14 protein-coding genes are annotated in these 16,453 nt (G+C 57.4%); 2 read left to right on the forward strand and 12 right to left on the reverse strand.

The window, feature by feature from the left end:
• Positions 1–207 precede the first annotated feature (207 nt).
• From nuoL to MKS11_RS14510, 12 genes are all read right to left on the reverse strand, one after another.
• Complete coding sequence (nuoL, locus tag MKS11_RS14455; protein WP_004201740.1) at positions 208–2,049, reverse strand: NADH-quinone oxidoreductase subunit L; 1,842 nt, start codon at positions 2,047–2,049, stop codon at positions 208–210.
• The gene (nuoK, locus tag MKS11_RS14460; protein WP_002913148.1) at positions 2,046–2,348 is read right to left on the reverse strand and encodes an NADH-quinone oxidoreductase subunit NuoK; all 303 of its coding nucleotides are present in this window, start codon (positions 2,346–2,348) and stop codon (positions 2,046–2,048) included. Before nuoK ends, nuoL begins: the two co-directional genes overlap by 4 nt.
• Positions 2,345–2,899, reverse strand: coding sequence for an NADH-quinone oxidoreductase subunit J (gene nuoJ, locus MKS11_RS14465; RefSeq protein WP_004201743.1), 555 nt, complete (start codon positions 2,897–2,899; stop codon positions 2,345–2,347). The genes nuoK and nuoJ overlap by 4 nt, the downstream gene beginning before the upstream one ends.
• A 10-nt stretch (positions 2,900–2,909) precedes the next feature.
• Positions 2,910–3,452, reverse strand: coding sequence for an NADH-quinone oxidoreductase subunit NuoI (gene nuoI / locus MKS11_RS14470; RefSeq protein WP_002913152.1), 543 nt, complete (start codon positions 3,450–3,452; stop codon positions 2,910–2,912).
• Between the two features lie 14 nt (positions 3,453–3,466).
• Positions 3,467–4,444: an NADH-quinone oxidoreductase subunit NuoH gene (gene nuoH / locus MKS11_RS14475; RefSeq protein ID WP_002913156.1), complete on the reverse strand. Its 978-nt coding sequence runs from the start codon at positions 4,442–4,444 to the stop codon at positions 3,467–3,469.
• Positions 4,441–7,167 carry an NADH-quinone oxidoreductase subunit NuoG gene (nuoG, locus tag MKS11_RS14480; protein ID WP_004201744.1) on the reverse strand — a complete coding sequence of 909 codons (2,727 nt, stop codon included), beginning with the start codon at positions 7,165–7,167 and terminating at the stop codon, positions 4,441–4,443. Before nuoG ends, nuoH begins: the two co-directional genes overlap by 4 nt.
• 33 nt (positions 7,168–7,200) lie before the next feature.
• Positions 7,201–8,538: an NADH-quinone oxidoreductase subunit NuoF gene (nuoF, locus tag MKS11_RS14485; protein WP_002913158.1), complete on the reverse strand. Its 1,338-nt coding sequence runs from the start codon at positions 8,536–8,538 to the stop codon at positions 7,201–7,203.
• Positions 8,535–9,035: an NADH-quinone oxidoreductase subunit NuoE gene (nuoE, locus tag MKS11_RS14490; RefSeq protein WP_002913160.1), complete on the reverse strand. Its 501-nt coding sequence runs from the start codon at positions 9,033–9,035 to the stop codon at positions 8,535–8,537. The genes nuoF and nuoE overlap by 4 nt, the downstream gene beginning before the upstream one ends.
• A gap of 2 nt (positions 9,036–9,037) precedes the next feature.
• On the reverse strand, positions 9,038–10,846 hold the full coding sequence (nuoC, locus tag MKS11_RS14495) for an NADH-quinone oxidoreductase subunit C/D (RefSeq protein ID WP_004201746.1): 1,809 nt from the start codon (positions 10,844–10,846) through the stop codon (positions 9,038–9,040).
• A gap of 87 nt (positions 10,847–10,933) precedes the next feature.
• Positions 10,934–11,608: an NADH-quinone oxidoreductase subunit NuoB gene (nuoB, locus tag MKS11_RS14500; protein ID WP_002913178.1), complete on the reverse strand. Its 675-nt coding sequence runs from the start codon at positions 11,606–11,608 to the stop codon at positions 10,934–10,936.
• A 15-nt stretch (positions 11,609–11,623) separates the two neighbouring features.
• On the reverse strand, positions 11,624–12,070 hold the full coding sequence (gene nuoA / locus MKS11_RS14505) for an NADH-quinone oxidoreductase subunit NuoA (protein WP_002913181.1): 447 nt from the start codon (positions 12,068–12,070) through the stop codon (positions 11,624–11,626).
• 649 nt (positions 12,071–12,719) lie between these two features.
• Entirely contained in the window at positions 12,720–13,646 is a 927-nt protein-coding gene (locus MKS11_RS14510; protein ID WP_004201747.1) for a LysR family transcriptional regulator, read from the reverse strand.
• 875 nt (positions 13,647–14,521) lie between these two features.
• Here MKS11_RS14510 and alaA point away from each other — a divergent pair.
• Both alaA and yfbR read left to right on the forward strand, forming a co-directional pair.
• A complete protein-coding gene (alaA, locus tag MKS11_RS14515) occupies positions 14,522–15,739 on the forward strand; it encodes an alanine transaminase AlaA (RefSeq protein ID WP_004201748.1) in 1,218 nt (405 codons plus the stop codon).
• A gap of 81 nt (positions 15,740–15,820) precedes the next feature.
• Positions 15,821–16,420 carry a 5'-deoxynucleotidase gene (gene yfbR, locus MKS11_RS14520; RefSeq protein WP_004201749.1) on the forward strand — a complete coding sequence of 200 codons (600 nt, stop codon included), beginning with the start codon at positions 15,821–15,823 and terminating at the stop codon, positions 16,418–16,420.
• The last annotated feature ends 33 nt before the right edge of the window (positions 16,421–16,453 follow it).

The raw sequence follows: 16,453 nt of genomic DNA on the forward strand, positions 1-16,453 counted from the left end.
TACGCTCCGATTGCCCCGCGCAGGCGGCGTCCACTTTGACTTCGCCGATAACGCCTGTCCTTTACGACCTGATTTTCAACGAATTCTCACAGAAAATTCACTTCGGTTTGAGGCTTGTTTTGTCGGGTGGCGCTAACGCTTACCCGACCTACGCTCCCGTAGGCCCGGCAAGCACCGCGCCGCCGGGCAACACAATCGTTCTCAAACTCAACGCAATACCATCAGCAGCGCCAGCACCACCACCGCGCCAATGCTCATTGACGCCACATACCAGCGCAGATAGCCGTTCTCGCTCACCAGCAGGCCTTTACCTGCGAAGCGGGAGAGGAGCGCCGGGATGTTCATCAACGAGTTCAGCGGATCGCTCTTCAGCAGCCAGGCAATGCCGAGGAATGGCTTAACGAATACTTTGTCGTATAACCAGTCGAAGCCCCAGGCATGGAACCACCAGGTACCGAAGAAGCGGCCAGGCGCGCTGTTGGCGATAGAGGTCACCAGGGTGCGTTTGCCCAGCCACAGCCATGCGGCGATCAGGATGCCGGCAATAGCGATGATCCCGGAGGCAATCTCCAGCGTCATCACGCTGCCGTGCGCCAGTTCAGTGGTCTGCGGTAAGACGCCTTCCAGCGGCGGCACGATCAGCGCGCCAACGAAGGTGGACAGCACCAGCAGCACAATCAGCGGCAGATGATGGGTGATCCCCTTCCCTGCGTGCGCGTGAATTTGCTCTTTACCGTGGAACACAATGAAAATCATGCGGAAGGTGTACAGCGAGGTCATAAAGGCGCCGACCAGGCCCGCCACCATCAGGTTGATATGACCGTTGGCCATCGCCCCCGCCAGGATCTCATCCTTACTGAAGAAGCCTGCGGTAATGAGCGGCAGAGCGGACAGCGCCGCGCCCCCCACCAGGAAGCAGACGTACACCAGCGGAATAGATTTGCGCAGGCCGCCCATCTTGAAGATGTTCTGTTCGTGATGGCAGGCGAGAATCACCGAACCAGACGACAGGAACAGCAACGCTTTAAAGAACGCGTGAGTCATCAGATGGAAAATCGCCGCGTCCCATGCCTGCACGCCCAGCGCGAGGAACATGTAGCCAATCTGGCTCATGGTGGAGTAAGCGAGAACGCGTTTAATGTCGGTCTGCACCAGCGCGGCGAAGCCCGCCAGCACCAGGGTAACCGCCCCGACGATCCCGACCAGATGCAGCACTTCCGGCGTCATCAGGAACAGACCGTGGGTACGGGCGATCAGGTAGACGCCGGCGGTGACCATGGTCGCGGCGTGGATCAGCGCGGAAACCGGCGTCGGACCCGCCATCGCATCGGCAAGCCACGTTTGCAGCGGCAGCTGGGCGGATTTACCGACCGCGCCGCCGAGCAGCATCAGCGTCGCCCACTGCAGCGTGGTGCTGCCGTTAGCAAAGTGCTGCGGCGCCAGCTCAACCATTTCGCGGAAGTTGAGGGTACCCAGTTCGTTGTAGAGGATGAACAGCGCGAAGGCGAGGAACACGTCGCCGACGCGGGTCACCACAAACGCTTTCATCGCTGCGGCGCCGTTCTTCGGATCGGTGTAGTAGAAGCCGATCAGCAGGTAAGAGCAGAGACCCACCCCTTCCCAACCCAAGTACATCAGCAGCAGGTTGTCGGCCAGTACCAGAACCACCATGCTGGCGATAAACAGGTTGGTGTAGGCGAAGAAGCGGGAGTAGCCCTCTTCACCGCGCATATACCAGGAGGCGAACATGTGGATCAGGAAGCCGACGCCGGTCACCACGGAGAGCATGGTCAGCGACAGGCCGTCCAGCACCAGGTTGAAGCCGATGTTGAAATCCCCTACCGACATCCAGGTCCACAGCGGCACGCTGACCGCCTGTTTGCCGTTAGCGAAAAAGTCGACGCCGACATAGGCGGTGACCAACGCCGCCAGGCCTACCGAGCCCATGCCAACGGTGGCGGAAAGGTTTTCCGACCAGCGCCCGCGGGAGAAGGCCAGCAGCACAAAGCCAATCAATGGCAAAAGAATGGTTAAGGCAAGCATGTTCATCCACGCAACTCACTTACTGAATCGATGTTCAGGTTCTGGCGGCGACGATGGAGCTGCAGCAGCAGCGCCAGACCGATACTCGCTTCCGCAGCCGCAAGGCTGATGGCGAGGATATACATAATCTGACCATCTGCCTGGCCCCAGTAGCTGCCCGCCACCACAAAGGCCAGCGCGGCGGCGTTAATCATGATTTCCAGGCTGATCAACATAAACAGCAGATTGCGGCGGATCACCAGCCCCGTCAGACCAAGCACAAACAGGATGGCCGCGAGGATCAGTCCATGTGTTAAGGGGATCATGCGTGTTCCTCCGTTTTTCTTTTGTCGCTGTCGTTCACGCGGTTGCTCAGCACCTCGCCGGCGCGCTCTTCGCGACCGATGTGGAAGGCGACCACCAGGCCCGCCAGCAGCAGCATGGAGGCCAGCTCCACCGCCAGGACGTACGGCCCAAACAGCGCAATACCCACTTCTTTAGCGTTGATTGCCGCGCCGTCGATACCCTGGTCGTTAATCCCCAGAATGGCGTAAACGATAACCACCAGCAGCACTGCGGAGAGGATGGCCGGGCCAATCCAGATCCCCGGCTGCAGCCATTTGCGTTCCTGTTCGATTTCGCTGCCGCCCAGGTTGAGCATCATCACCACGAAGACGAACAGCACCATAATGGCCCCAGCGTAGACGATAATCTCCAGCGCCCCGGCGAAGTACGCGCCCAGCGAGAAGAACACCCCGGCAATCGCTAACAGCGAAATGATCAGGTACAGCAACGCATGCACCGGATTGGTGTGGGTGACGACCCGCAAGGTTGCGAGGATGGCGATCAGGCCACAGATATAAAAAGCGAATTCCATTGCCCTCTCCTTACGGTAACAGGCTCTTGACGTCGATCGGCTTAGCTTCGTTTTCCGCTTCGCCCTTATCTTTGCCGTCGATTGCCATACCCGCCATCCGGTAGAAGTTATATTCCGGGTATTTGCCCGGACCGGAAATCAGCAGATCCTCTTTTTCGTACACCAGATCCTGACGTTTGTATTCACCCAGCTCGAAGTCAGGGGTCAACTGGATCGCCGTGGTCGGGCACGCTTCTTCGCACAGACCGCAGAAGATGCAGCGTGAGAAGTTGATGCGGAAGAACTCAGGGTACCAGCGGCCGTCTACCGTCTCTGCTTTCTGCAGCGAAATACAGCCCACCGGGCAGGCTACCGCACACAGGTTACAGGCGACGCAGCGCTCTGCACCGTCCGGATCGCGCGTCAGCACGATGCGGCCGCGATAACGCGGCGGCAAATAGACCGGCTCTTCCGGGTACATCCGGGTTTCACGTTTGGCGAAGGCATGCAGGCCAATCATCCAGATACTCCGGACCTGGGTGCCGAACCCCACCAATAATTCTTTTAAGGTCATGTTCAATTCACCCCTTATTGCGCCTGCCAGAGAATGACAGCCGCCGTTACCAACAAGTTGACCAGCGTTAATGGCAGGCATACCTTCCAGCCAAAGGACATTACCTGGTCATAGCGCGGACGCGGTAATGATGCGCGGATCAAAATGAACATCATCATGAAGAACGCGGTTTTCAGCGCGAACCAGATGAAAGGAGGTAACCACGGGCCATTCCAGCCGCCGAAGAACAGCGTGACGATCAGCGCTGAAACGGTGACGATACCGATGTATTCACCCACGAAGAACAGACCGAACTTCATGCCGGAGTATTCAATGTGGTAACCATCGGCCAGCTCCTGCTCCGCTTCCGGCTGGTCGAACGGGTGACGGTGACACACCGCCACGCCGGCGATGGCGAACGTCACGAAGCCGAAGAACTGCGGGATAACGTTCCACAGATGCGCCTGGTTGTTGACGATATCGGTCATGTTGAATGACCCCGCCTGCGCCACCACGCCCATCAGGGAGAGGCCGAGGAACACTTCGTAGCTTAGGGTCTGCGCGGAAGCACGCATCGCCCCCAGCAGGGAGTATTTGTTGTTGCTCGACCAACCGGCGAACAGCACCGCGTAAACCGCCAGGCCTGCCATCATCAGGAAGAACAGGATCCCGATGTTCAGGTCAGCCACCACCCACGTCGGGCTGACCGGCACGATAGCGAAGGCCAGCAGCAGCGAGGTAAAGGCGATAACCGGCGCCAGAGTAAAGATCACGCGATCGGAAAAGCGCGGGATCCAGTCCTCTTTAAAGAACATCTTGATCATGTCGGCGACCAGCTGCAGCGAACCACCCCAGCCCACCCGGTTTGGCCCGTAGCGGTTCTGGAACAGACCGAGCAGACGACGCTCGCCGAAGCTCATGAACGCGCCGCAGGTGACCACCACCAGCAGAATGACCACGGCCTTCAGGATGCTTAACAGAATGTCGATAAGATCCGGCGTTAACCAGCTCATGCTTTCGCCTCCTGCAGTGAATCAATACGCGATCCGGTCAGTACCGGCGCAATGCCCGGCATGCCCATCGGTAAGCCAACCTGTCCTGCGGTCAGACCTTCAGAGATAACCAGCGGCAGACGCAGGGTCTGGCCTTCCACGCTAAAGGAGAGCATCGCCCCGGCGTTGACGCCAAGCTTCGCGGCATCCGCCGGGTTCAGCTTGATGTACGGCTCAGGCATCCGGCTTTGGAACACCGGCGCGCGCTGTGACAACTCATCGCTGCCAAACAGGTGATAATAAGGTGCGATACGCCATTTCCCCTCTTCCGCCTGGAAGCTGGCCGGCACCGCCGTGAAGTATTCCAGCCCGCTGGCGGAAGCTTCAAACAGGCGGACGCCCGGATCGCCATGGCGCAGTTTCCCGCCCACTTCATCCTGGAACTTGTTCCATGCCTGCGGGGAGTTCCAGCCCGGCGCCCAGGCGAACGGGATCTGCGAACGCGGGGCAGACGGCTGGTTGTTCCCTTCCATAGAGAAGGCGAACATCGTGTCTTTATCCTGCGGCTGACGCGGCTCGTGGACGCTGATGTTAGCGCGCATCGCCGTGCGGCCGCTGTAGCGGTGCGGTTCACGCGCCAGTTTCTGCCCACGAATGCGGAAGGTCGCATCCGGCGCGGCATCTTTTATGCCCGCCAGCTGCGGCAGTGCGGCAATCGCGGCATCGATAACGTGGTCCAGCTGCGTCCAGTCAACCTGACGGTTGTTAACGGTGCTGTGCAGAGAATGCAGCCAGCGCCAGCTTTCCAGCATCACGGTTTTCGCGTCGTAGTAGGCCGGGTCGTAGACCTGGAAGAAACGCTGGGCGCGGCCTTCGTTGTTCACCACGGTACCGTCGCTTTCCGCAAAGCTTGCCGCGGAGAGCACCAGGTGCGCTTTGTCCATAATCGCCGTGCGCTGATGGTCAACCACCATCACCAGCGGCGCTTTGGAGAGCGCTGCGTCGACGCGGGCGGCGGAAGCATGACGGTGAAGGTCGTTTTCCAGCACGATAACTGCGTCTGCGGCGCCGCTTTCCAGTTCGTCGAGCGCCTCCTCAAGCGAGCCGCCGCCGATCATACCCAGACCGACGCTGTTCACCGCGCGGGCAACCATGGTCACGCCGACGTCGGCGCCACGGCCTTTCAGGGCTTTCGCCACGTTAGCGGCGGCCTGGATGATCTCCATGCTGCCGGCGTTGGTCCCGGAAATAATCAGTGGTTTTTTCGCCCCGGCCAGCGCCTGGACGATGACATCGACTTTACCCTGCAGTTCGCGGCTCAGGCCGTCAACCGCCGGCGCGCTGTCGTCCAGCGCATGGGCGATGGCGAAGCCGAGACGCGCCTGATCTTCTACCGGCGCGCGGTAGGTCCACGCGGCGATGTCATCCAGGCGGGTGTCATCGATGTTGGTGACGAATAGCGGGTGCTTGGCGCGCTGGCCGATGTTGAGGATCGCCGCAATCTGCCAGTCGGCCACTTTCTGTGCCGCCGCCATTTCGCGTGCTTTCCCTTTCACCGCCTGACGCACCGCCAGCGCGACGCGCGCGCCGGTCTGGGTAATGTCTTCGCCCAGCACCAGTACCGCGTCGTAGGATTCGATATCGCGCAGGCTTGGGGTGTGGATCCCACCTTCGCGCAGCACTTTCAGCATCATCTGCAGGCGCGCTTGTTCGCCTTTGGCGATGCCGGTATAGAAGTTGTCGGCGCCCACCAGCTCGCGCAGCGCGAAGTTGCTTTCAATGCTGGCGCGCGGGGAGCCGATGCCGATCACTTTCTTCGACTGGCGCAGAATATCCGCCGCGCCCTGCATCGCCTGCTCGGCGTTGAGGGTAATCAGATCGTCGCCGCGGCGCTGAACCGGCTGACGCGGACGGTCTTTCAGGTTCACGTAGCCATAGCCGAAACGACCGCGGTCGCAGAGGAAGTAGCGGTTAACGGTCCCGTTATAGCGGTTTTCGATACGACGCAGCTCGCCATAGCGTTCGCCCGGGCTGATGTTGCAGCCAATGGAACACTGCTGGCAGATGCTCGGCGCAAACTGCATGTCCCACTTACGGTTATAACGCTCAGAGTGCGTTTTATCAGTGAAGACGCCGGTCGGGCAGACTTCCACCAGGTTGCCGGAGAATTCGCTTTCCAGGGTGCCATCTTCCGGGCGGCCGAAGTAGACGTTGTCGTGGGCGCCATAGACGCCCAGATCGGTGCCGTCGGCATAATCTTTGTAGTAGCGCACGCAGCGGTAGCAGGCGATGCAGCGGTTCATTTCGTGAGAAATAAACGGCCCCAGATCCTGGTTGCGGTGGGTACGCTTGGTAAAACGATAGCGGCGGAAGCTATGGCCGGTCATCACCGTCATATCCTGCAGGTGGCAGTTGCCGCCCTCTTCGCAGACCGGGCAGTCGTGCGGGTGGTTGGTCATCAGCCACTCCACCACGCTTTCGCGGAACTGCTTCGCTTCGCCGTCGTCGATAGAAATAAAGGTGCCGTCGGATGCCGGAGTCATACAGGACATCACCAGGCGACCACGCGTGTCTTCCGCGTTCTGATATTGCTTCACCGCACACTGGCGGCAAGCACCGACGCTCCCTAGCGCCGGATGCCAGCAAAAGTAGGGAATATCAAGCCCAAGAGAGAGACAAGCCTCCAGCAGGTTGTCCGCTCCGTTGACCTCGTATTCTTTGCCGTCTACATGAATCGTAGCCATTAGCGTGCTTCCAAAAATAAAAAAACCTTTAGATTACCAGCGCGTCTTAAGCAGGTTCGGCTGAATCCCGTTGATTGCATGGGTATTGCTGAACTGCTGCTTAATGCCAGCCTCGAATTCTTCGCGGAAATATTTAATCGCGCTCTGCAGCGGCTCAACCGCGCCCGGCGCGTGCGCGCAGAAGGTTTTCCCTGGGCCCAGGAATCGACACAGTTGCTCAAGCGTTTCGATATCGCCAGGCTGACCTTCGCCGCGCTCCAGGGCGCGCAGGATCTTCACGCTCCACGGCAGACCATCGCGGCACGGCGTACACCAGCCACAGGACTCGCGGGCAAAGAACTCTTCGAGGTTGCGCACCAGCGAGACCATGTTGATCTCGTGGTCAACGGCCATCGCCAGCGAGGTGCCCAGACGGCTGCCCGCTTTACCAATGCTTTCGAACTCCATCGGCAGATCGAGGTGCGCTTCGGTGAGGAAGTCGGTCCCTGCCCCACCCGGCTGCCAGGCTTTAAACTTCAGGCCATCGCGCATACCGCCGGCGTAATCTTCAAGGATCTCGCGGGCCGTGGTGCCGAACGGCAGCTCCCAGACGCCCGGGTTCTTCACGCGGCCGGAGAAGCCCATCAGCTTGGTGCCGGCATCTTTACTGGTGGAGATGTTCTGGTACCACTCGACGCCGTTAGCCAGAATCGCCGGCACGTTGCACAGGGTTTCCACGTTGTTGACGCAGGTCGGCTTACCCCACACGCCGGAGCTCGCCGGGAACGGCGGCTTGGAGCGCGGGTTAGCGCGGCGGCCTTCCAGGGAGTTGATCAGCGCCGTCTCTTCGCCGCAGATATAGCGTCCTGCCCCGGTGTGGACAAACAGCTCGAAGTCAAAACCAGTGCCGAGGATATTTTTCCCCAGCAGGCCCGCCTCGGTGGCTTCGGCAATCGCGCGGCGCAGATGCTGGGCCGCTTCGATATACTCTCCGCGCAGGAAGATGTAGCCGCGATAAGCCTTCAGCGCAAAGGCGGAGATCAGCATGCCTTCCACCAGCAGGTGCGGGAGCTGCTCCATCAGCAGGCGGTCTTTATAGGTGCCCGGCTCCATCTCATCGGCGTTACACAGCAGGTAACGGATGTTCATGGATTCGTCTTTCGGCATCAGGCTCCACTTCAGACCGGTGGAGAAGCCCGCGCCGCCGCGCCCTTTCAGGCCAGCGTCTTTTACCGCCGTGACGATCTCGTCCGGCGCCATGCCGGTCAGCGCTTTTCGCGCCCCTTCATAGCCATTTTTGCTGCGATACTCGTCCAGCCAGACCGGCTGCTTGTCGTCGCGCAGGCGCCAGGTGAGCGGATGCGTTTCCGCAGTACGAATTACGGTTTTCATTTGTACTGCTCCAGCAGGTCAGGAATTGCCTCCGGCGTCAGATGGCTGTGAGTGTCCTCATCAATCATCATGGTCGGTCCCTTGTCGCAGTTGCCCAGGCAGCAGGTCGGCAGCAGGGTAAAGCGGCCATCAAAGGTGGTCTGCCCTGGCTTGATGTTCAGCTTCTTCTCGATGGCGGCCTGAATCCCCTGATAGCCGGTAATGTGACACACCACGCTGTCGCAGTAGCGGATCACGTGACGGCCAACCGGCTGGCGGAAAATTTGGCTATAGAACGTCGCCACGCCTTCGACGTCGCTGGCCGGGATGCCCAGCACATCGGCAATGGCGTAGATCGCGCCATCCGGCACCCAGCCGCGCTGTTTCTGAACGATTTTCAGCGCTTCGATGGACGCCGCACGCGGGTCTTCGTAGTGGTGCTTCTCGTGCTCAATAGCCTCACGCTCTGCCGCACTCAGCTCAAAAGCCTCGGTTTGTGGTTGTTGATTCTCGTGCATAATTAGCGGTCCACGTCTGACATAACAAAATCGATACTACCCAGATAGACGATCAGGTCGGATACCAGGCTGCCGCGGATCGCCGACGGGATCTGCTGCAGGTGCGCAAAGCTCGGCGTGCGGACGCGGGTACGGTAGCTCATGGTGCTGCCGTCGCTGGTCAGGTAGTAACTGTTAATCCCCTTGGTCGCCTCAATCATCTGGAAGGATTCGTTGGCCGGCATGACCGGGCCCCACGATACCTGCAGGAAGTGGGTGATCAGGGTTTCGATATGCTGCAGCGTGCGCTCTTTCGGCGGCGGCGTGGTCAGCGGGTGATCCGCTTTGAACGGCCCTTCCGGCATATTGTCGAGGCACTGCTGAAGAATGCGCAGGCTCTGGCGCAGCTCTTCGACTTTCAGCATCACACGGGTGTAGCAGTCAGAAACGCCACCGCCGGTCGGGACTTCGAAGTCGAAATTTTCGTAGCCAGAATAAGGACGCCATTTACGCACGTCGAAGCCGATACCTGTGGCGCGCAGGCCTGCGCCGGTGGTGCCCCACTCCAGCGCCTCTTTGGCGGTATAGGCTGCCACGCCGACGGAACGGCCCTTCAGAATGGTGTTGCGCAGGGCGGCTTTTTCATAGGAGTCCAGACGCTTCGGCATCCACTCGAGGAACTCACGCAGCAGACGATCCCAGCCGCGCGGCAGATCGTGCGCGACGCCGCCGATGCGGAACCACGCCGGGTGCATACGGAAACCGGTGATCGCTTCCACCAGATCGTAGATTTTCTGCCGATCGGTAAAGGCGAAGAAGACCGGCGTCATCGCGCCGACGTCCTGAATAAAGGTTGAGATATACAGCAGGTGGCTGTTGATGCGGAACAGTTCGGAGAGCATCACGCGGATCACGTTGACGCGATCCGGCACGGTGATCCCGGCCAGTTTTTCTACGGCCAGCACGTACGGCATCTCGTTGACGCAGCCGCCAAGGTATTCGATACGGTCGGTGTACGGGATGTAGCTGTGCCAGGACTGGCGCTCGCCCATCTTCTCGGCGCCGCGGTGGTGGTAACCGATATCCGGCACGCAGTCGACGATCTCTTCGCCATCCAGCTGCAGAATAATGCGGAAGGCACCGTGCGCGGACGGGTGGTTCGGACCGAGGTTGAGGAACATGAAGTCCTCGTTGTCGGTGCCGCGTTTCATGCCCCACTCTTCCGGTTTGAAAGTCAGCGCTTCCATCTCCAGATCCTGTTTGGCTTTGGTCAGCTCAAACGGATCGAATTCGGTGGCGCGCGCCGGGTAGTCTTTACGCAGCGGGTGGCCTTCCCAGGTCGGCGGCATCATGATGCGACGCAGATTTGGGTGGCCATCGAAGGTAATACCAAACATTTCCCAGGTTTCACGCTCATACCAGTTGGCGTTGGGGAACAGTTTGGTGAAGGTTGGCAGATGCAGATCGTTTTCAGACAGCGCCACCTTGAGCATGATGTCGCGGTTGCGGTCGATGGAAATCAGGTGATAGAAAACGGAAAAATCCGCGGCGGGCAGGCCATCGCGGTGCGTGCGCAGACGTTCGTCCATACCGTGCAGGTCAAACAGCATCACGTAAGGCTTCGGCAATTTCTTCAGGAAATCACCCACCTCAAGCAGCTGCTCGCGCTTGACCCATACCACCGGTACGCCGGTGCGGGTTGGCTGAACGGTAAAGGCATCCGGCCCAAAGCGGTTGCGCAGTTCGCCGATCACCGGGTCATCAAGGTGATCGCGGGTTTGCCAGGCTGGTGCGGCGTCATGCGCGGTTAAATCGGTCATATTGTTCACCATTGCAAAAGGTCCGTGGTGACTGCCGGGCGAGACTTCGCGCTGTTGTAGATTGATTTGCGAAGTGATTCTCCCGCCCGCAGGCGCAAATTAAATCTCGTCCGGCGTCCGCAGATTGGTCACTGCAATACGTTCGCCGCGTTTACGCTCGCGTTCCGACTGCATATTGGCGCGATAGACGCCCTGATCGCCAACCACCCATGAGAGCGGACGACGTTCTTTACCAATGGACTCCTGCAGCAGCATCAGCGCCTGCATATAGGCCTCCGGACGCGGCGGGCAGCCCGGGATGTACACATCGACCGGGATGAATTTATCCACGCCCTGGACGACGGAATAGATGTCGTACATGCCGCCGGAGTTCGCGCAGGCGCCCATGGAAATCACCCACTTCGGCTCCAGCATCTGATCATAGAGACGCTGAATCACCGGCGCCATTTTGGTGAAGCAGGTTCCGGCGACCACCATCAGGTCCGCCTGACGCGGAGAGGCGCGCAGAACTTCGGCCCCAAAGCGCGCAACGTCATGCACCGCAGTGAATGACGTCACCATTTCCACATAACAGCAAGAAAGGCCGAAGTTATACGGCCAAATTGAGTTCTTACGGCCCCAGTTCACCATGTCATGCAGCGCGTGTTCGAGTTTCCCCATATACACGCTTTTGTTGACTTCCTGCTCCAGGGGGTCGGTAACGATCTCCTGTTTCTGCAGGGGGTAACGGTCGTTCTCACCGTTAGGATCTATGCGGGTGAGCGTATAATCCATCTTATTGCCTCGCTTTTACTGCATATGACGGTTAGTGGGACTGTCTGTTTCCGGGTTAACCAGCGTGCGACGGGAACGCGCAGGCGTCCAGTCCAGTGCGCCGATGCGAACGAGATAAACCAGACCAGCCAGTAGCACTAAAATGAAAATTGCGGCTTCCACAAAGCCGACCCAACCGCTCTCGCGGATGGAGGTCGACCATGCGTAGAGATACAGGGCTTCCACGTCGAAGATAACGAAGAACATGGCAACCAGATAAAACTTCGCAGAAAGACGTAAGCGGGCCGAACCAACGGAGTCGATCCCCGATTCAAACGGCGTGTTTTTGCTACGCGCGCGCGCGCGACCGCCAAGGTACCAGCCGCCGACGAGCATCAGGCAGCACAGGCCGATAGCGATGATGAGAAATATAGCGAATGCCCAGTGATGAGCGATGACTTCAGTGGATGTTGACATACGCATTGCTTAACCAAAAAAGTGTAGCGCCAAAACCCTCTGCTCTTACTGGCAGATGAACGCCACAGCGTTTCACGGGAGGAATAAAAAATAACCGTGCAAAAAAGCGTCCCTGGAAGATGTGAGAAGCCCAGATGCCGTGGCTTTTTACCCCTTTCTTTAACCTTTTGTCAACTTTAACAAAAGTTTTCATAACATTAATTTACATTGGAATCTTTTCATTAACATTAAATGCCCTTTTATGCGAAATAACCTTGCATACTGTTCGGTTTTAGTGTTGTTGAATCGTGTCCGTTTCCGTCGTAAATCAAAAATCCCTGCTATTTTGACAGGATTTAGCCTCGATTCCTCCCCCCAAAGAGGGGTATTTTCTTGATCTGCGACACGGTTTTGTTAATTACCCCAGGAAATCGGCAACAATCCATCCGGTTTTTTAACATTAGCAGGAAGTGTTGAAAGTGCTGGGAAAAGTCGGCAAGGTGAGCGCCAGGTCACGCCAATATGCTGATTTTCTTGCAAAGAAATAAAAAAAAGATTCAAAACATCAATAATAGTGCAAAAAAAGAGCCACCAGACGGGAAACCCACCCTTGAGGCTCTTTTTGGGCACTTACATTCTGTTACCAGTTTTTGTGATCTTTGTTAGCAAAATAACCTCACAAAATGAAGGTGCTTCCTCCCTCTTCCGGAGTAAGTGCCGGCCCGGCGCGCCAGGGATCGCTCTCCTGGCTCAGAGACTGAAAAATCGCCTGCGGTAGTTCGCCCACCGTCTGCGGATTGCAGCTAACGACGTACCGGGTATCCGGCAGGACCGGCAGGCCATCGCTGATGCCGGCCACGCGCAAATCCGGGCTCATCATTTCGACCGGACGCGCGGTGACCCCCAGCCCGGCTTTCACCGCCGCTTTCACCCCGGAGAGCGACGAGGCGCCGTGAGCCAGATGCCAGGAGACGCGGGCAGCCTCCAGCGCGGCGATGATGTCCTCACGGAACGGGCCAGGCTCTTCGAGCAAGATGAGGGGGATCGATTCCCCTTTCGCCAGCACGTAGTCCGCTGCACAGTACCAGAGGGTAGGCGACGTTCTCAGCGTGAAAGCGGTAAAACCGGGAAGCTGATGGGTGGTTAATGCCAGATCGACCTCTCCCGCGCTCAGCATCGCCATGATGACGGCATGGGGATGGACTTTAATCTCCAGCGTCATTCTGGGATAGAAGCAGCCGATGCGGTTTAACAGAAACGGCAGGATAGTATCAGCGGTTTCTTCCGACGCGCCGATGGTCAGTCCCCCCTGCAGGCTGCCATACATCAGCGACATGCAGGCTTCATCGTTAAAGCGCAGGATTTTGCGGGCATAGCCCAGCAGCTGGATGCCCTGCTCGGTCAGCAGTTTATTGCGTCCGTGACGAGCGAAAAGCTCCTTGCCAACCAGTTGCTCCAGGCGTTGCATTTGCTGGCTGACCGCGGACTGGGTACGACACACTGCGGCGGCGGCGGCGGCGAAGGTGTTCAAATCAGCGACTGCTACAAAGGTGCGCAGCAGATCGAGATCGAGGTTGAGTATCGGACGTGTTGTATTAATCATCTTTCTTCACTTACAGGTGGCTAACGCTGACCTGCCTTGTTGATGCTTTACGCCAGGTTTCCGGCTATTCCCTGAGCCTCGTGCTCACCGTCTGATGGCGGATAAACAACTGGACGAACGTTATTACATGCCAAAGTACTCGTCTGAGCAAATGCGCAGAACACCGGAGTAATATATTGTTCGTATTTCTCATTATTATTTATTACCACGGCCAGCCAGGCGTCTTACGTCGCCCCGGAAAATCGCGCAGTAGTGGTGAGAAAGCCTCTCTTTCGCCGGACTTCTTTTTGGCGAACAACGAACAATAAAATCCTGTAATAACAATATATTAAATATCAATTCAGCCATAATTCATGCCGACTACCACTGATATTAACGGCGATATTCTAACCGATTCCCATCCTTTTTATAAGCCTTAATAAGGATTAACTGAGATAATTTTAAATTTTTTTCAACATTTTATATAAATTAACAAACCTCAGATTATTACCTGTCAAAAATAATAATAATGCGCTTGCGCGCAGTTTTTTATTAAAATTATTTAACATCAAAATTACAAATCAACCGCTATGAGATTAAAAATAGCGTTTTCTAGCCGCCCCCCATTCTCCAGCGCCCCGTTTACCTAACCAACAAACCAGATAAATGATGGTAAAAAAGGCACTACATCAACATAGACGACCGAAAAAATGCCATGAAAAGGCATAAACAATAGGAAAAACCAGCAACCAACAGATAAATCAATTACGCTTAAAATCCTGCATTAGCAAAATCTTCTCCTGCAAAGCCTTCAAAACAGCGGGGAGGCGGAGTACATTGTTCCGTGCTGACTTCCACGGCAGGGAGTGGCGATAACAGCTAAAAGGTCAAGATTCATGTCCCCCATCGAAAAATCCAGCAAGTTAGAGAACGTCTGTTATGACATCCGCGGACCGGTTCTGAAAGAAGCGAAACGTCTTGAAGAAGAAGGCAATAAGGTTCTGAAACTGAACATCGGCAACCCGGCGCCCTTCGGCTTCGAAGCCCCTGACGAGATCCTCGTCGACGTCATCCGCAATCTGCCTACCGCCCAGGGATACTGCGATTCGAAAGGATTGTACTCGGCGCGTAAAGCTATCATGCAGCATTACCAGGCACGGGGAATGCGCGATGTCACCGTGGAAGATATTTACATCGGCAACGGTGTGTCCGAGCTGATTGTGCAGGCGATGCAGGCGCTGTTAAACAGTGGCGATGAGATGCTGGTTCCCGCTCCGGACTACCCGCTGTGGACGGCGGCGGTGTCTCTTTCCAGTGGTAAAGCGGTGCACTATCTGTGTGACGAATCCTCTGACTGGTTTCCGGATCTTGACGATATCCGCGCCAAAATCACGCCTCGCACCCGCGGGATCGTGATCATCAACCCCAACAACCCCACCGGCGCGGTCTACTCCAAAGAGCTGCTGCAGGAGATCGTGGAGATCGCCCGCCAGCACAACCTGATTATTTTCGCCGATGAGATCTACGACAAGATCCTCTACGACGAAGCCCAGCATCACTCGATTGCCGCTCTGGCGCCGGATCTGCTGACGGTGACCTTCAACGGACTGTCGAAAACTTACCGCGTCGCTGGCTTCCGTCAGGGCTGGATGGTGCTGAATGGCCCGAAAAAACACGCGAAAGGCTATATCGAAGGACTGGAAATGCTGGCCTCGATGCGTCTGTGCGCCAACGTGCCGGCCCAGCATGCTATCCAGACCGCGCTGGGCGGCTACCAGAGTATCAGCGAATTCATCATTCCCGGCGGGCGTCTGTATGAACAACGCAACCGCGCCTGGGAGCTGATCAACGATATTCCGGGCGTCTCCTGCATGAAGCCAAAAGGCGCGCTGTACATGTTCCCGAAAATTGACGCCAAACGCTTCAATATTCACGACGACCAGAAAATGGTGCTCGATTTCCTGCTGCAGGAGAAAGTGCTGCTGGTGCAGGGTACTGCCTTTAACTGGCCGTGGCCGGATCACGTGCGTATTGTGACCCTGCCTCGCGAAGACGACCTGGAGATGGCGATCTCCCGCTTTGGCCGCTTTCTCTCCGGCTACCATCAGCTTTAGTCGTGCTGCCGCCGGCATTTGCATCCGGCGGCGATCCCTGCGCACAATGGAACCCGATGTTGTCACTGATTAAGGGTCCCTATGAGTCAGAGTCATTTCTTTGCCCACCTCTCCCGTCTGAAACTGATTAACCGCTGGCCGCTGATGCGCAACGTGCGCACCGAAAATGTCTCCGAGCACAGCCTGCAGGTGGCGATGGTCGCCCACGCGCTGGCGGCGATTAAAAACCGCAAATTTGGCGGCCAGGTCAACCCAGAGCGTATCGCCCTGCTGGCGATGTACCACGACGCCTCCGAGGTTTTAACCGGTGATCTCCCTACCCCGGTGAAATATTTTAATTCACAGATTGCTCAGGAATATAAGGCGATTGAGAAAATCGCCCAGCAGAAGCTGGTGGATATGGTGCCTGACGAGCTGCGCGATATTTTCGAACCGCTGATTGACGAGCATCATTACAGTGAGGAAGAGCAGTCGATCGTCAAACAGGCTGACGCCCTCTGCGCCTACCTGAAATGCCTCGAAGAGCTGTCGGCGGGCAACAACGAATTTCTGCTGGCCAAAGGCCGTCTGGAAAAAACGCTGGCGTCGCGGCGCAGCGCGGAGATGGATTACTTTATGCAGGTGTTTGTCCCGAGCTTCCAGCTGTCGCTGGATGAAATCAGCCAGGATTCGCCGCTGTAATTTTTCAGGCCGGGCAGCGGTCGCCCCCTACCC

This window comes from Klebsiella sp. K5-45 (assembly GCF_030128605.1).
GTDB lineage: Bacteria > Pseudomonadota > Gammaproteobacteria > Enterobacterales > Enterobacteriaceae > Klebsiella > Klebsiella quasipneumoniae.

Coding starts and splice junctions, on each gene's coding strand:
- nuoL (WP_004201740.1), bottom strand. CDS start 2,049: ATGAACATGCTTGCCTTAACCATTCTTTTGCCATTGATTGGCTTTGTG.
- nuoK (WP_002913148.1), bottom strand. CDS start 2,348: ATGATCCCCTTAACACATGGACTGATCCTCGCGGCCATCCTGTTTGTG.
- nuoJ (WP_004201743.1), bottom strand. CDS start 2,899: ATGGAATTCGCTTTTTATATCTGTGGCCTGATCGCCATCCTCGCAACC.
- nuoI (WP_002913152.1), bottom strand. CDS start 3,452: ATGACCTTAAAAGAATTATTGGTGGGGTTCGGCACCCAGGTCCGGAGT.
- nuoH (WP_002913156.1), bottom strand. CDS start 4,444: ATGAGCTGGTTAACGCCGGATCTTATCGACATTCTGTTAAGCATCCTG.
- nuoG (WP_004201744.1), bottom strand. CDS start 7,167: ATGGCTACGATTCATGTAGACGGCAAAGAATACGAGGTCAACGGAGCG.
- nuoF (WP_002913158.1), bottom strand. CDS start 8,538: ATGAAAACCGTAATTCGTACTGCGGAAACGCATCCGCTCACCTGGCGC.
- nuoE (WP_002913160.1), bottom strand. CDS start 9,035: ATGCACGAGAATCAACAACCACAAACCGAGGCTTTTGAGCTGAGTGCG.
- nuoC (WP_004201746.1), bottom strand. CDS start 10,846: ATGGTGAACAATATGACCGATTTAACCGCGCATGACGCCGCACCAGCC.
- nuoB (WP_002913178.1), bottom strand. CDS start 11,608: ATGGATTATACGCTCACCCGCATAGATCCTAACGGTGAGAACGACCGT.
- nuoA (WP_002913181.1), bottom strand. CDS start 12,070: ATGCGTATGTCAACATCCACTGAAGTCATCGCTCATCACTGGGCATTC.
- MKS11_RS14510 (WP_004201747.1), bottom strand. CDS start 13,646: ATGATTAATACAACACGTCCGATACTCAACCTCGATCTCGATCTGCTG.
- alaA (WP_004201748.1), top strand. CDS start 14,522: ATGTCCCCCATCGAAAAATCCAGCAAGTTAGAGAACGTCTGTTATGAC.
- yfbR (WP_004201749.1), top strand. CDS start 15,821: ATGAGTCAGAGTCATTTCTTTGCCCACCTCTCCCGTCTGAAACTGATT.